Below are 15,467 nucleotides of genomic sequence, written 5' to 3'. Positions count from 1 at the left end.
GCGGTCTCCAGGCTGTCAGCCCCGGACTCCAGGTCGGCCGGCCGGCGGACAAGCCCGGTGACGGGGGGTCCGGGGGGAATGATTCCCCCCGGGCGGGGCCCGGGGCGGCAGCCCCGGTGGTCTGCCCCGGGGGCGGCGGCCCCGGTTGTTTATTCCTGGCTGTCGAGGTGTTGGCGGTAGGCTTCGGAGTAGATGGAGAGCATGACCATGGCCAGGCTGACGATAAGCGGGCCGTAGAGCAGTCCCAGGGCGCCGTAATACTTGATGCCGCCCAGGATGGAGAGGAAGACGTAGAACATGGACATGTTGGAGCGGCCTTTGAGCAAAAGCGGGCGCAGGATGGAGTCGATGCCGGAGACGATGATCACGCCCCAGGCGGCGAGGAAAAGTCCCCATTCCCAGTCGCCGACCAGGGACAGGTAGAGGGCGGCGGGTATCCAGATGATGGCCGTGCCGATGACTGGAACGAGCGAGGTGAAGCCCATCATGAACCCCCAGAAAAGAGGCGGAATGCCGACGATGTATAGGCCGAGGCTGCCGGCCAGCCCCTGGCACACGGCGATGAGAAAGCTGCCCATGACCACGGAGCGGGAGATGTCGCCGAACTGCCTGATGATCCGGTTTTCCTGCTCTTCGCGCAAGGGGAGCAGATATTTGATGCGGGCCAGCATGGTTTCGCCGTCGCGTATGAGAAAAAACAGGATGAAGACCAGGATGCAGAAATTGATGGTCAGTTCCAGGGCATTGCCGAGCAGGGTGGTCCCGGCGTCGAGGATGACCTGTCCGGACTGCTTGGAGAGTTCGATGAGATCGGACTGGAGATCGATTTTCGAGGGATCGAGGAGGGGAACGTGGGTTTTGAGCCAGTCCAGGTATGGGGCCAGATGTTCCTGGGAGAGCAGGGATTCCAGATCGTTCTCCACAAGCCAGGCCTGAACCGAGGCCAGGGTCTGCATGCCCTGGTTGAGCAGCGCCCCGGTGAGCACCAAAAGGGGCACGATGATCAAAAAGACCACCATGGCCACGGTGGTCAGGGCGGCAGGACCGCTGCGGCCGCGCATCCTGTCGCGTAAGGCCCGGAAGACGGGGTGGCACAGGGTGGCCAGCACCGCGCCCAGGACGATAAGGTGGACGAAGGGTCGCAGAACGATGTAGGCCAGAAAGAGCGAACAGGCCAGGGCGGCCATGAAAAAAAGCGTGGAGAATCGGCGTGGGCTTGTATCCATGTCCGGGTTCATAACAGAGACGCGCGCGCGGGTGAAGCGGACACGTGGAAGGCGACGGCGGCGAAAAGGGGCGTCATGCCCTGGGCGAGGCCCTGGGAAGGCTTGGGCGCAGGCTGTTTCCCCGGCGCGAGGCGCAGCGCGACATTACCGGCGAGGTGTTCGAGGACTCCGCCCCGGGCGTGTCCGAGGCGCGCGCCCGGGAATGGGCCCTGGTCTTGAGCGCCCGGGGGATTCCCCATGGGCTTTCCCGGGACGGGGAATTGTGGCGGATCCGGGCGCCTGTGCGGTACGCGGCCCAGGCCGTGGAGGAGATTCGGGCCTACATCCGGGAGAATCGCGCCGATGAGACCGGCGCGTCGCGCCTGCCGCGACCGATTCCGGCCCGGGGCGTGGCCTGGGCCATGGCCGGGCTGTGTTTGCTTTTTGTCTTTTTGATCTCCGACCCCGTGGTCTTTGGCAAGCGCCTGAATTTTGTGCGCATGGGCGCGGGGGATACCGGGGCGATGCTGTTTTCGGGGCAGTGGTGGCGGGCGGTGACCGCGTTGACCCTGCATGCCGACATGGCGCATCTTGTGGGCAATGTGGCCGTGGGCGGGCTTTTCATGGCCTTTTTGTGCCGCGAGGCCGGGGTGGGCACGGGCTTTTTCCTGGCCCTGGCGGCTGGCGCGGCCGGGAATTATCTGAAGGCGGTGGTCCAGGGGCCGGGCCATCATTTTCTGGGCGCCTCCACGGCGGTCTTCGGGGCGCTGGGGGTTCTCGGGGGGCTGCGGACCCTGTGCGGCATGCGGGGGCTTTCCCTGCGCCAGGCCGCGCCGTTTGCGGCCGGACTGATGCTTTTGGCCCTTTTGGGGGCCGGCGACGAGGAGGGCGGCGACAAGATCGATCTGGCTGGCCATTTTTTCGGATTTGCGGCGGGGATGCTGCTTGGGGTCGCAGACGGGGCGCTCATGGCCCGCCGGTGGCGTCCCGATGGTCCGGCGGTCGACAGGACGCTTGGCGCGGCGGCGGTGCTTGCGGTGGTTCTGGCCTGGGTGTCGGCCTGGTACGGATGGTCATGGCGGTGAGGCGCGGGTGAGGAACGCTTTGCCATTTGCGGGCATATGGGGTAGCCTTTTTTTTTCGACGCGTCGGCCCAAGCCGGAAGCGTCTTTTTTTCGGGCCGTGCAGGTGTGGCGCGGTCGGGACAAGGGAGATACGGGATGAGCCTGAACCGTCTGGTGTACGAGGGCGAAGAGATTCGCTTCCGCACGGGGAAACACTGGGTCGTTTTCGCCAAGGCCGCCATCTTTTTGTTGCTGGCCGTCGCCGCTTGGTCCAGCGAGGACATGTTGCGAGGGCTTTTGACCTTCAAGGCCCCTGAGGAAATAGAAAAATTTCTGCCTCGCATCATCAGCGTCACGGTGTGGGTCATCCGCTACAGTCTCTTTTTCATATTCGGGCTCATGGCCTTTTTACGTCTGTTCTCCTTTTTCACCCTGCGCGTGGCCGTGACCCCCAAACGGCTCATCTGCGACGACGCCGTGTTCGGGTCGTTTTCCATGGATCTGACCAAGATCGAATCGGTCAAGACCGAGCCGGGGCTTTTCGGCGGACTTTTCGGATACGGCAAGGTGGTGCTCACCGCCACGAGCAGCCAACGCCTGATCGTGACCAATTTGAACCGCCCCCATGTCTTTGAAAAGGAGCTGTTCGCCGCCAAATAGGCGCGCGGCAGCGCGATCACGCGGTTATTTCGCCTGTGGCGCGGTACGGTGATCCACGTATTATTAACGGCATGATGCGGTTACTTCGCAATCTGGTCGCGGCCCTGGTCAGCGACAGGGGCGCGCGGCCCGGGAAAACCGGCCGCAACGGACAACTGGTCATGCATCCCAATCGACGTCAGATCGGCCGCCTGGGCATTCTCTTCAAACTTTTTTTTGTGTTTTCGGTCATTCTGGCCATCAGCTATTTCACGACATCCACCCTTTTCATCTCCATCCGGGACACCGTGGACATCACACGGGATATTGTGAAAGTGCGTTTCGAGGTGTTATCCATCTCCCAGCGCATGATCGACAGTCTGTTGTCCATGGAGGAGAACCAGAAAAAGTATCTGCTGCTTCGCGAGGACGAATACAAAAAATATTTTCTGGCCGCCCTTCAGGAATACCGCAACGCCATCTGGAGCATCCTGTGGTTCCGCTACACCGGATTTGCCGTATGGGAGGGCCTGCATGAGGAGTTCAAGGCGGAATTTCCCGATCTGGCGGTGGGGGCGGAACTCACCGGGCAGGGGTGGGTTCCCCAGGCCAAGCTCAATCGCTGGATGGAGATCATCCTGGCCGCCCGCCGGGAGAACGAGCGGGTCATCGAGACGGGGATGCGCGACCTGTATGTGTTGAGCGAACAATCGGTCAACCGCGGGGTGACCGGGCTGGTGGTGTCCGTGGCGGTGGGGCTTTTGGGCATCGTGTATCTGGCCTTTTCCGTCAGCCGTCCGTTGCGCGAACTGAGGCGCGGCATCCGGGCCTTCACCGTCTCCGGCAAGCTCGAACCGGTGCGGGTGTTCTCCACGGACGAACTGGGGGAGTTGGCGGCGGCCTTCAACGAAATGACCCTGCGGCTTCGGGACGAAGAGAAGATGCGCACGGATTTCATCGACATGCTCAGCCACGAGATCCGCACCCCCCTGACCTCCATCCGGGAGTCGGTCAGCCTGATCAAGGAAAATGTCTTTGGCGAGGTCAACGAACGCCAGAAACGGTTTTTGGACATCGCCGGCGATGAATTGGAACGCATCTCCAATCTGCTTGCCCGGCTCATGCGCGTCTCCAGCATGGCCTCGCAGATCGTGGACATCATCCCGGCCCCGGTGTCGCCGGGAGAGATGGCCGAGGATGTGCTCGAAAAGGCCTCGCCGTCCGCCGAGGCCAAGGGGATCCGGCTGGCGTCCCGGATGGGGGGGCATATCCCGCTGATCCTGGGGGACGAGGAACTTCTGGGGCAGGCCCTGCTCAATCTGGTGGGGAACGCCATCAAGTATTCCCCCCGGGACTCTGCGGTGACCGTGGGGCTGGAGATGGCCGACGGCGGCAACAAGGTGCTCATCAGCGTCGCCGACGAAGGGCCGGGCATCCCCGAGGAGGAGCAGCAGTACGTGTTCAATAAATACTACCGAGGCATGCGCACCAAAAAGACCACCGACGGCATCGGCCTGGGCCTCAATATCGCCAAGACCATCGTCGAGGCGCATGGCGGGGATATCTGGGTGACCAGTCGGCCTGGCGCGGGATGCACATTTTTCTTTACAATTCCAGTGGGCGGGGAGAGAGGATAAGGGCGTGGATATCCAGTGTCGCAGTGGAATGCGGATCGTCCTGGCGGCGGTGGCCGCCATGGCTGTCGGACTGTTTTCGGGGTGCGCCCCCATTGCGTCGCCGCCCCCCCCTGTGACGGCATCGCCGCCGGTTGCCCCGCAATCCCGGGAAGAGACGCCGCGCCCGGCGGAAGATCCCGGATATCTTGACGCCGTCTCGGCGTTTCAAAGCGGCGACATGGAGCGGGCCGCCTCCCTCTTCGAGCAGGTCAGCCAGGCCGCCCTGGACGAGCCGTCCAGGCGCAGGGCTCTTTATGGACTGGCCTGCGCCCGGCTGACCATGGCCCAGGACGAAAAAGAGCTGGCGAAGGCCAGGAGCCTGTGGGAAACGTGGCGAGCCGAATCGCCCCCCGGCGGCGACGGCGAGGATCCTAAATTCATGGCCGGGATTTTGTCCCAATACCGTCCGGCGTTTCTGGTCAAGGACATCAAGGCCGCCTGCGACAAGGAATGCGACAAGCGGCTTTTGGAAAAGGAAGAGGAAGTCCGGCGGATCATCCAGCGCCAAGTCCAGGCCCTGGAGGAGATCCACCGGGAGATTCAGGAAAAAAAGAAAGGGCTTTCCAATTACTGAACGCAACCATGAATAGCGCGCCACGCGAAGGAAAACACGTCCTGGTGGTGGACGACGACCCGCATATCCTGGAGGTGCTCGACGCCAGGCTGGCCTCGGCGGGGTATCTCGTCGTGCAGGCCGCAAGCGGCGAGGAGGCCCTGGAGCGTCTGAAGACCGGGATCGTGGATCTTGTCATCTCCGACATCCGCATGCCCGGCATGGACGGCATGAAGCTTCTGGAATTTATTGAAAAGCTCCATCCCGGCCTGCCCATGATCCTGTTGACCGCCCACGGCAGCATCTCCGGCGCGGTTGACGCCATGAAACACGGGGCGGTGGATTACCTGACCAAGCCGTTCGACGGCCGGGAACTCCTGGCCAAGGTGGCTTCCGTCCTGGCCAAGTCCGGCCGCCGGGAGGAAGCCCGAGGCGGACGCGTGGTGTCCTTTGTGGGCGAAAGCCGGGCCATGAAGGAACTGGCCGCCCTGGTGGACCGGGTGGCCCCCCGCGACGTCAACGTGCTGGTGCTTGGCGAATCGGGCACCGGCAAGGAATTGGTGGCCCACCTGATCCACGAAAAAAGCGCCCGCCACGCCGGGCCGCTGCTTATCGTGGACTGCGGCTCCACCCCGGCCGGGCTTCTGGAAAGCGAGCTTTTCGGGCATGTCAAAGGGTCGTTCACCCATGCCGTCAAGGACAAGAAAGGGCTCATCGAACAGGCCAACCAGGGAACCCTTTTCCTGGACGAGATCGGCAACATCAGTTCCGAAATGCAGGTCCGGCTGTTGCGGTTTCTGGAAAACCACAGGATTCGGCGTATCGGCGACGTGCGCGAGATACAGGTGGATTGCCGGGTCATCGCCGCCACCAACGCCGACATTTTCCAGGAGGTGGCGGGCGGCCGTTTCCGGGAGGATCTGCTGTACCGCCTGAAGGTGGTGACCATCCACGTGCCGCCTTTGCGGGAGCGTCGCGAGGACATTCCGGGGCTGGCCGAGCATTTCGTCAGTGATTTCTGCCGCAGGCAGGGCATTCCCCTGGTGGCGCTGCACCCGGATACGGTCTCGGCGATTTTGGCCTATTCCTGGCCGGGCAACGTGCGCGAACTCAAAAACACCCTGGAGGGCGGGGTGGTGCTGTGTTCCGGCGGGACGCTGCTTCCCGTGGATCTCCAGCTCCCCTTGCCGGGCGTCCGCGCCTCGGCCTTCGCCCCGTTTGCGCCAGCCCCTCCGGCGTCAGCGGCGCCGACGCCGTCCGCGCCCCAGGCCCCGGAGGGCAACCACTCCCTGTCCCTGGAGGAGAGCGAGAAAAAGGCCATCATCCGAGCCTTGGAGGAATCCGGCTGGGTGCAAAAGGACGCCGCCCCCCTTCTGGGCGTCAGCCGCCGCGCCTTGAACTACAAGATTCAAAAATACGCCATCGAGATCCCCAGACGCCGGGCTGGAAGAAAATAGGCCGGATTTTTGCGGCGCGGGGCAGGCGGCGGTAGGCGCAGGCGTCGATTCGGTCACGGTTTCATGAAAGTCGGACAGCGAAACCGCGAAAAGCGCATCTTGCCTATTACATGCGGGATTTTTTTTTGATAAGCTTTGCTTGTACCTGAACACGATTGGCGTTTTCGCCAGCCAAAACCACTACGGGATGTTCCATGGCCACGGGCAAAACCGCCTCCGCCTTCTTCGACACCGGCGGGAAGAAGATCTCCCGTCAGGTCGTCTTGCCCTTCCGCAAGTCCCTGGAAATCAGCATTAAGAGCATCAAGGTGCGTTTTTTTCGATCCATGATCACCGTGGTCGGGCTCATTTTGGCCGTGGCTTTTCTGGGCTTCGTGCTGGCCGGGGCCGAGGTGGCCACGGGGCTTTTGCGTTCCGGCGACCCGGAATTGCGCAGCGTGCTGGTCAAGGCCGGATACGACCTGCCTGCCAAGCCCCCCGTGGATGTCGACGGCCGGGCCCTGCCCGAGAGCGTGGGGGCCGGGGCCAAGGAACGCTGGATCGTCATTTTATCCCTTCTGGTCTGCACCGTGGGCATCGTCAACGCCCAACTCATGGCCGTGACCGAACGCTTCCGGGAGATCGGCACCATGAAATGCCTTGGCGCCCTGGACAGCTTCGTGCTGCGGCTGTTTCTGCTTGAGGCGGGCATGCAGGGATTCGTGGGGGCGCTTATTGGCGCGGTGTTCGGGGCGGTGGCCGCCCTTTTGGCCGGACTTGCGCGTTTTGGCCTGTCGGCCCTGGTCTGGCTGCCGGTGGGCGGGCTGGCCCTATCCGTCGGGGCGGCCATCGTGGTGGGATTCGTCTTGAGTCTGGCCGGGGTGGTGTATCCGGCCGTGGTGGCCGCCCGGATGCGGCCCATCGAGGCCATGCGCGTTCAGGAATGAGGCTGACCCGGCGCGTCCGGGGACTCAACAGGCGTTTTTCGCGGGGGGCGGATGGATACGGGACACAATATCGTCCGGGTTTCGGAAGTCACCAGAACCTTCCGTATGGGCGCCCAGGTGGTGCAGGCCCTCAAAGGCGTGGATTTGAGCATCCAGTCCGGGGAATACCTGTCCATCATGGGGCCGTCGGGGTCCGGGAAAAGCACGCTGTTCAACATGATCGGCGGCCTGGACAAACCCTCCACGGGCAAGGTGTACATCGACGAGGTGGACATCGCCCAACTCGACGCCTACGAACTGGCCTGGCTGCGCAACCGGAAGATCGGGTATATTTTCCAGACATTCAATCTCATCCAGGTCATGACCGCCCTGGAAAACGTCACCCTGCCCATGGTCTTCGCCGGCATGTCCAACGACGAGTCCGTGGAGAAGGGTCTGGAGCTTTTGGGGTTGGTGGGGCTTCGCGACCGCCACGCCCACAAGCCCAACGAACTTTCCGGCGGCCAGCAGCAACGGGTGGCCATCGCCCGGTCCCTGGCCAACACCCCGGCCATCATCCTGGCCGACGAACCCACCGGCAACCTGGATTTGAGCACCGGTGAGGAAATCATCGCCCTGCTCAAACATTTGAGCAGCGAACGCGGGGTGACGGTCATTTCCGCCACCCACGACCACAAGATGCTGGCCGTCTCCGACCGGGTGGTCTGGATTCGCGATGGTCGCATCGACAAGATCGAGAGTCGCGATCAGCTCAACATCTCCGTGGGCGCCATAAGCTCCAAGGACGCATAGGCAGGCGCATGGCCCTGTACGACGCAAAGGCTTTTTTCTCCGGCAGGCCGGGCCGGGCAGTGATCTGGCTGTTGGCCGTCCTGGCGGCCTGGGCCGTTTTGGGCCTGCCGCACGGCGCGGCCGAGGCCGCCTCGCGGCGCAAGGCGGAACGGCATGCGCCGGACCATGCCCGGCATCGGGTCATGGAGCATCTGCCCGCCGTCGCCGGAGAGGATTTCGAGCGGGAGATCGTCACCGCCCTGGCGGCGCTGGGGGATCGCCGGGCCGGAACCCCGGGGGGCGAGGCCGCGGCGGATTTCGTTTTCGATTTTTTCTCTTCCCTGGGGATCGGCGATGTCGGACGCCATGCCTATGCGCTGCCGTTTCTGGGGCACGGCCCGGCGCGCATCGATCTGGCCGGGACCGACCGCTTTGCGCCGCTTCTGCCCACGGACCTCAATGCCCTGACCCCGGGGGCCGTGCCCCCTGGTGGGATCGGCGGGCGGGCGGTGTACGGCGGCAAGGGGGATTTCGCCTCCCTGTCCGGCAGGGAAATCGCCGGACAGATCGTGCTCATGGAGCTGGACTCCGGAAAGAACTGGATCAACGCCGCCCAGCTCGGGGCCAAGGCTCTGGTCTACATTGACCGTGGCGTGGACGGCGGGCCGTCCACAGCCGGGTTTTACCGCGACAAGTTCGAACTGACGCCCATCAAGTTCCCCCGGTTCTACATGCGCGCGCAGGAGGCCCGGGCCCTTTTCGGCGATTTCGACGCCCCCGGTTTCGCCGCCCCGGAAGTGCTTCTGACGGCCGCAGCCCGGTGGGAACAGGCCATAGCCGAGAACATCCATGTGTTTATCCCGGGCAGCGACCCAAACCTCGCCCATGAAGTGATCCTGGTGCAGGCCGCCTACGACACCGGGGCCTTCGTGCCGGGCAAGGCCCCGGGAGCGGATCAGGCCGCCTCCCTGGCCGCGCTGTTGCGACTGGCCCTGGAGCTTCGGGCCGCCCCTCCGGCCAGGTCCGTGCTCCTGGCCGCCACCTCGGGGCAGGGCAGGGATCAGGCCGGCATGCGGGAGCTTGTCACCGCGCTTCGGGTCAAGGGGCGCGACCTGCGCGGCGTGGTGCGCGAACTCAAGGAAGGCATCGAGCGCGACACGGCCGCCAAAGAGGCCCTTCAGGCCGCCCTGGAGGCGGAGGGAGCGGGAAAGATTCTTGTCTCTCCGGCCGTCAGCCAATGGCTGGTCACCGGCCTCAAAGACGCCGTGGATTCCCTGACCACCCGGCTTATGCGTCTGCGCCTGGAGGCCGAGGGAGCCGAGGAAAGCCTGGAAACCACGCGCCTGGCCGAGGAGCGGCGGGTGTTGCGCCGCTTGGTGTGGCTTGAGGATTTCTCCACTGTCACCCCTGAAGAACGCCAAGTGCTCCTTGGGGTCATTCCCGCCGCCATGGACCGCCTGGGCGAGAGCATCAAAAGCGCCGAGGTGCAGTTGCGGTGCGTACAAAGCGCCCGGGATCTGCGCCGTCAGGTGGGCGACAAGGACATCCTGGCCGCCGTCTCCCTGTACCTGTCCAGCCGGGGCAACGGAGTGGGGGGCTTTTGCGAAGGATTTACCTACGAACTCAAGCCCGAGGTGAACATTTCCCAGGCCTACGGCCAGATTGGCCGGTTCCTGTCGGATTCTGCGGCCACCATTGAATCCGACATGGGCCTGTCCCGGACGGGCGAGCCGTTTTACCGCGACGCCCTGCGCCAAAGCCGCCTGCATCCCTGGCAGAGCTACCTCGTGGACAAGCCCAAGCTCGGCGGCGAGGTCAGCGCCATCGCGGGCATCCTGGGCCTGACCCTGGCCACGGTCAACGACTCCCGGGGACTGTGGGGCACCCCCGACGACACCCCGGAACATGTGGATTTCGCCTTTCTCTCCCGGCAAAGCCGGTTTGCCACGCGGCTTTTGGCCGACGTGTGCTCCAAGCCCTTCGACGCCGGGGACCGGCGGCCGCGAAACGTTCTGGCCTCGCTGACCGGCCGGGCCAACTTCATCCGCCAGGGAGAGCTTTTCCCCGAACGTCCGGCCCCGGGCACGGTCTTTTTGGTCTACCAGGGCAAGTCCCGGTTCTACGCCATGGCCGACGCCAAAGGCATTTTCCGGGTCAACGGCCTTTCCAGCAGCAAATACGTCCTGGACAAGGCCATCATCGAGGGTTTTCGCTTCGACCCGGGCACGGGCGAGGCCGTGTGGGCCGTGGACAAAAAGCAGACCGGAAAGGACGCCTACCGGGTCAAGATGTCCCGGGACGCCATGGAAACCGATCTGATCATGTTCGGCTGCGACCAGAGCACGCTTTTTTCCGCCCTGGACCCGCGCACCTTCCGCTATTTCACCAAGATCGAACTCCTGGACGGCCGACGCGAGGCCCCGCCCATGCGTTCCTGGTTCAGCCGCCTGGATACGCTCGACTCCACGCTTTTGACCCTGTTTCTGGAGCCCGGGACGCCGTATAAGCTCATTCTGTCGGACACGGTGCTGGCCCGGAAGATGATACTTCTCAACGCCTCGCCGGAGAATCCCCTGGGCACGGGCTATTCCGTGGACCAATGGCCCATCCTGCCGGTCACGGAGATGGCCGCCGCCCGGGACATGTGGAATCTTCTGGCCCCCCGCATCCAGAATCTGGAGGAGCACGGCATTTTCAACGAGCGCATCCGGGAACTGGAACACGTGGGAGTGGCCCAGCTCGACGCTGCGGAAAAGGCCCTGGCCGGGCAATCCTATGACGCCTTCGTGTCCGCCGCCCGGTCGAGCTGGGCCCTGGCCACCCGGGTCTACAACGACGTGGAGAAAACCCAGAAGGACGTGTTGCTGGGCGTTTTGTTCTACATCGCCCTGTTTGTGCCCTTTGCCTATTGCCTGGAGCGGGTCATTTTCTGCTACGCCGACATCCACAAGCGCATTCTGGGCTTCTGCGGCATCCTGGCGGCGGTCATCGCCGTGGTCTACCATGTGCATCCGGCCTTTCGCCTGACCTACAGCCCGTTGGTGGTCATCCTGGCCTTTTTCATCCTGGGATTGTCCTTCGGCGTGGCCATGATCATCTTCTTCCGGTTCGAACGGGAAATGGGCGATCTGCAAAAACGGGCCATGCACATCAAGACCTCGGAGATCGGGGGGCTCAAGGCCTTTGCCGCCGCCTTCGTCATCGGCGTCAGCAATCTGCGGCGCCGTAAGATCCGCACCACGCTCACCTGCCTGACCCTGATCATTTTGACGTTTACCATCATGAGCTTCACCGCCGTGAAAAGCACCCGCCAGGAAGGCGCGGTGAAATATCGCGACGACGCCCCCTATCAGGGCGCGCTGATCAAAAACATCGGCTGGCGCAGTCTGCCGCCCGAGGCCCTGGCCACCGTAAGCGACATGTTCGCTTCCGGCGAAAGCGTCTTGCCCCTGTCGTGGTACGAGCTTGCGGACAAAACCCAGCCGGGCATGAGCGAACTGGTTTCCCCCTCCGGCCAGGCCACGGCCCAGGGGGTCATGGGGCTGTCGACCCAGCCGGGCGAGGCCGCGCGCATGGGCCGCATCCTGACGGGCGGGCGCTGGTTTGCGCCGGGTGAACGCATGGCCGTGATCCTGCCCGAGGGGCTGGCCGGGCGTCTGGATGTGGTCCCGCTCTCCCCGGGGCGCGACATGGTGCGCCTTTTCGGCATGGATTTTCGGGTGGTGGGCGTTTTTGGGCAAAACGCCCTGGATGAGACCACGGACCTCGACGGCGAGACGCTCACCCCGGTGGTCTTCCCCAGCGAGGCGGCCATGGAGGCCACCGAGGCCGAGAAAGAGGCCATGGACTCCGGCGAGGACGTGCGCTCCATGCAAAGCCGCTACCAGCATGTGGACGGCGACGTGACGGTGATCATTCCCCATGACGTGCTGATGGGGCTTGGCGGGTCGCTCAAATCCATTTCCGTGTCCCCCCCGGTCGGCGTGCCCCTCGGCCCGGACGGCCCTGACGGAATGGACGCCCGGGCCCTGGCCTCCCGACTGGCCGAGCGTTTCGGACTGGCCATCTACGCCGGGGAGCAGGGCGGCACCTTCGTCTACCATTCCTCGGATTCCCTAAGCTACGCCGGGGTGCCCAACATCATCATCCCGCTGATCATCTCCGTGTGTATCGTGCTCAACACCATGATCGGCAGCGTCTACGAGCGCAAACGGGAGATCGGGGTGTATACGGCCGTGGGGCTGGCGCCCACCCACGTCTCCTTCCTGTTCATCGCCGAGGCCCTGGCCTTTGCGGTCATCAGCGCCGTCCTGGGATATCTCTTGGCCCAGACGGCGGCCGGACTGTTGTCCGGCACCTCCATATGGGCCGGGATGACCGCCAACTATTCCTCCCTGGCCGGGGTGGCGGCCATGCTCCTGGTCATCGCCGTGGTCCTTTTGTCGGTCATCTATCCCTCCAAGGTGGCCGGGGAGATCGCCATCCCCGACGTCAACCGTTCCTGGACCCTGCCCGAGGCCATTGGCGGGGTCATCTCCGTGTATCTGCCGTTTCTCATGCGCATTCGGGAGCAGGAATACGCCGGAGGGTTTCTGTACGACTATTACAAGTCCCACCAGGACATCTCCCATGGCCTTTTTTCCACCGACGACGTCCAGTTCGCCTTCGAATGCCCGTGGGACGTTCCGGACAAGGGGCCGCATCCCGGAGAGATCGACACGGCGTTTCTCGAATTGCGTTCCTGCTTCCGGCTTACGGCCATGGTCTGGCTGGCCCCCTTTGATTTCGGCATCAAGGAGCGCGTGGACATCCTGTTTTTGCCGGACATGAAAAATCCGGGGTTCATGGAAATCCAGGTGACCTTGAGGCGGGTGGCCGGAGAGGCGGGCATGTGGAAGCGCCTGAACAAGGGCTTTTTGGACAATCTGCGCAAGCAGCTTCTGGTGTGGCGTTCCCTGGACCCCGAAACCCAGGTGGCCTACGAGGAAAACATCGTCGCCGGGTTTGCCGAGCAGAAAGCGAGGGGCGCATGATGCCGCTCAAAGCGAGGATGCGCCTGGGGCGGCACATGCGTTGCTTCCAGGCACGTTTTACGGCCGGAAATCGGGCCGGCACCCTGGGAGGGCGGGCATGATCCGGGCGCGAAGCGTGGTTTTGGGCATTGTCATGGGGCTTTTCATCTGCGCCGTGACCCCGGCCAACAACATGTACATGGCGGCCACTCCCCTTGGGGGCGGGCATTTCCCCCTGGCGCCGTTTTTCATCCTGCTTTTGGCCACCCTTGGCGCGGCGTTGGTCTCGCGCCTGTTTTTCCGGAAACATCCCGTGCTCACGGGCATCGAACTCCTCGTGTCCTGGGGGTTCATGGTCGTGGTCTCCGGCGTGGCCTATACCGGCCTGGCCCGGACGTTTTTCATCAACATCACGGCCCCTGCCCACTTCGCCACCGTGGGCAACCGCTGGAAGGACGTGCTGGCCCCCCTGGTTCCCAAGGACTGGTCGCCCATCGATCCGGCCGCCGTGGAGGCCCTGTACAACGGCCTGGAGGGCGGCTATCGCCTGGGCTGGTTGGAGGTGCTCGCCCGCATCCCCTGGTCGGCGTGGATCGTCCCCCTGGCCGCCTGGGGCGTATTCGTCCTTTTGTGCTACCTGGTCATGGTCTGCCTGGTGAATCTCTTTTCCCGGCAGTGGGTGGCCAACGAGCGCATGAATTTCCCGCTTCTGCGCGTGCCCACGCTCATGACCGAGGCCTACGACCAGGGCCGTCCCTTTGCGTTTTTCACCGACCGTTTCCTGATGGTGGGCCTTTTCATCCCGATTTTTTTGCACACGATCAACGGCATCGGCTTTTACGACCCGGCCGTGCCCCAGTTTCCCACCCTGTTTCTTTTGGGGCCCTATTTCCCCCAGACCGGTTTTTTTTCCGGGTTCAGCAAGCTGCGCATCTATTTCTATCCGGCGTTCATTGGCTTCGCCTACCTGACCGCCCGGCAGATTTCCCTGAGTTTCTGGGTGTTTTACCTCCTTGGCGGACTGTTGTTCGGGTTTTTCGAGGTCATGGGCTATCAGATCCCCTCGTCCGCCCTGGGGGTGACCTTCGGCCCGACCCTGACCCGGCCCGAGGAGACCCAGATGATCGGGGCCTACGGGGTGTTTTTCCTGTTCATCGTCTGGCTGGCCCGGCAGCACCTTTTTGCGGCCGCCAAGGACGCCCTGACCTTTCGCCGGGCCGCGGCCGCCGAGAGCGAATGGATCTCCGCCGCCCTGTCCTTTTGGGGCGTCCTGGCCGGGCTTGGGCTTTTGGTGGCCTGGTGCGTCTATTTCGGCATGTCGGTTGTCCCGGCGATGCTGCTTTTGGGCATTTTTTTCGTGATCATGCTGGTGGCCACGCGCATCATCTGCCAGGGCGGTCTGGCCTATTTCACCCTCACCGCCGCGCCCACGGACGGGCTGCTGGCCTTTTTCGGATCGGGGTTTTTCTCCAACATCGGGCTGATGATGGCGGCGGTCATGCAGAAGGTGCTTTTTGTGGATCTGCGGGAATCGCTGATGCCGTCGCTGATGCATTTCTCCAAGATAACCGAAAACGTGCGCCAAAAGCGTTTGATCATGGCCGGACTTGGCGTGGCGCTCTTTCTGTCCGTGATCGTCTCGTTTACGGCCATGCTGGCCTTGTGCCACAAGTACGGCCTGCGCGACCTCCAGGTGGACTGGGAGACCCAGACCACGGTCGGGGTGTACGAGAACGTGCAGCGCCTGTTCGACGCCCCGGCCGGGCCCAACGAATGGATCATCGGGTTCGCCCTGGCGGGGGCGGTGATCATGTTCGTGCTGGTGATCTGCTACCAGCGGTTCTACTGGTGGCCCATCCATCCCATCGGCTACCTGACCATGTACAGTTCGGCCATGCGCATCCTGTGGTTCAGCTTCCTCATCGGCTGGATGTGCAACCAGCTCACCCTGCGCTACGGCGGGGTGTCGCTTTTTAGGCGGGTGCGGATGCTTTTTGTGGGGCTGATCATAGGCGATCTGCTCATGGGCGGCATCTACGCCATCATCGGCATCTATGCCGGGCAGAGCTATCTGGTCCTGCCGAACTAGAGGCGCCGCCAGGATGCGCGTGGTGTTGGATGACGCCTTTGATGCACAGGCAGACCTCGCCAGGCCGCAACCCTG

Annotated in this window: 10 protein-coding genes; 9 read left to right on the top strand and 1 reads right to left on the bottom strand. The window is 63.6% G+C overall.

The genetic code is table 11. The features are described from left to right. Positions 1–149: 149 nt before the first annotated feature. Positions 150–1,226: an AI-2E family transporter gene (locus V3572_RS01840; protein WP_332109267.1), complete on the bottom strand. Its 1,077-nt coding sequence runs from the start codon at positions 1,224–1,226 to the stop codon at positions 150–152. Positions 1,227–1,270: 44 nt separating this feature from the next. Between V3572_RS01840 and V3572_RS01835 the strand changes: the two genes are divergently transcribed. The 9 genes from V3572_RS01835 to V3572_RS01795 all read left to right on the top strand — a co-directional run bounded on the left by V3572_RS01835 (position 1,271) and on the right by V3572_RS01795 (position 15,392). Then, entirely contained in the window at positions 1,271–2,290 is a 1,020-nt protein-coding gene (locus V3572_RS01835; RefSeq protein WP_332109266.1) for a rhomboid family intramembrane serine protease, read from the top strand. 135 nt (positions 2,291–2,425) lie between these two features. After that, positions 2,426–2,929 carry a PH domain-containing protein gene (locus V3572_RS01830; RefSeq protein ID WP_332109265.1) on the top strand — a complete coding sequence of 168 codons (504 nt, stop codon included), beginning with the start codon at positions 2,426–2,428 and terminating at the stop codon, positions 2,927–2,929. 71 nt (positions 2,930–3,000) lie between these two features. Beyond that, the gene (locus V3572_RS01825; RefSeq protein ID WP_332109264.1) at positions 3,001–4,545 is read left to right on the top strand and encodes a HAMP domain-containing sensor histidine kinase; all 1,545 of its coding nucleotides are present in this window, start codon (positions 3,001–3,003) and stop codon (positions 4,543–4,545) included. Between the two features lie 4 nt (positions 4,546–4,549). Then, positions 4,550–5,158: a hypothetical protein gene (locus V3572_RS01820; RefSeq protein ID WP_332109263.1), complete on the top strand. Its 609-nt coding sequence runs from the start codon at positions 4,550–4,552 to the stop codon at positions 5,156–5,158. 8 nt (positions 5,159–5,166) lie between these two features. Then, a complete protein-coding gene (locus V3572_RS01815) occupies positions 5,167–6,594 on the top strand; it encodes a sigma-54-dependent transcriptional regulator (RefSeq protein WP_332109262.1) in 1,428 nt (475 codons plus the stop codon). Between the two features lie 194 nt (positions 6,595–6,788). Next, a complete protein-coding gene (locus V3572_RS01810; protein ID WP_332109261.1) occupies positions 6,789–7,520 on the top strand; it encodes an ABC transporter permease in 732 nt (243 codons plus the stop codon). 51 nt (positions 7,521–7,571) lie between these two features. After that, positions 7,572–8,312, top strand: coding sequence for an ABC transporter ATP-binding protein (locus V3572_RS01805; RefSeq protein ID WP_332109260.1), 741 nt, complete (start codon positions 7,572–7,574; stop codon positions 8,310–8,312). Between the two features lie 8 nt (positions 8,313–8,320). Continuing rightward, a complete protein-coding gene (locus tag V3572_RS01800; RefSeq protein WP_332109259.1) occupies positions 8,321–13,324 on the top strand; it encodes an FtsX-like permease family protein in 5,004 nt (1,667 codons plus the stop codon). A 97-nt stretch (positions 13,325–13,421) separates the two neighbouring features. Next, the gene (locus tag V3572_RS01795; protein WP_332109258.1) at positions 13,422–15,392 is read left to right on the top strand and encodes a DUF6785 family protein; all 1,971 of its coding nucleotides are present in this window, start codon (positions 13,422–13,424) and stop codon (positions 15,390–15,392) included. The last annotated feature ends 75 nt before the right edge of the window (positions 15,393–15,467 follow it).

Source organism: Desulfolutivibrio sp., from assembly GCF_036584575.1.
Taxonomy (GTDB): domain Bacteria; phylum Desulfobacterota; class Desulfovibrionia; order Desulfovibrionales; family Desulfovibrionaceae; genus Desulfolutivibrio.
The sequence above is the reverse complement of the archived record's forward strand: the minus strand, read 5'-3'. Positions and strand labels throughout refer to the sequence as shown.

Excerpts from the sequence above, each read along its gene's own strand:
- V3572_RS01840 (WP_332109267.1), bottom strand. The coding sequence starts at position 1,226 with ATGGATACAAGCCCACGCCGATTCTCCACGCTTTTTTTCATGGCCGCC.
- V3572_RS01830 (WP_332109265.1), top strand. The coding sequence starts at position 2,426 with ATGAGCCTGAACCGTCTGGTGTACGAGGGCGAAGAGATTCGCTTCCGC.
- V3572_RS01825 (WP_332109264.1), top strand. The coding sequence starts at position 3,001 with ATGATGCGGTTACTTCGCAATCTGGTCGCGGCCCTGGTCAGCGACAGG.
- V3572_RS01815 (WP_332109262.1), top strand. The coding sequence starts at position 5,167 with ATGAATAGCGCGCCACGCGAAGGAAAACACGTCCTGGTGGTGGACGAC.
- V3572_RS01810 (WP_332109261.1), top strand. The coding sequence starts at position 6,789 with ATGGCCACGGGCAAAACCGCCTCCGCCTTCTTCGACACCGGCGGGAAG.
- V3572_RS01805 (WP_332109260.1), top strand. The coding sequence starts at position 7,572 with ATGGATACGGGACACAATATCGTCCGGGTTTCGGAAGTCACCAGAACC.
- V3572_RS01800 (WP_332109259.1), top strand. The coding sequence starts at position 8,321 with ATGGCCCTGTACGACGCAAAGGCTTTTTTCTCCGGCAGGCCGGGCCGG.
- V3572_RS01795 (WP_332109258.1), top strand. The coding sequence starts at position 13,422 with ATGATCCGGGCGCGAAGCGTGGTTTTGGGCATTGTCATGGGGCTTTTC.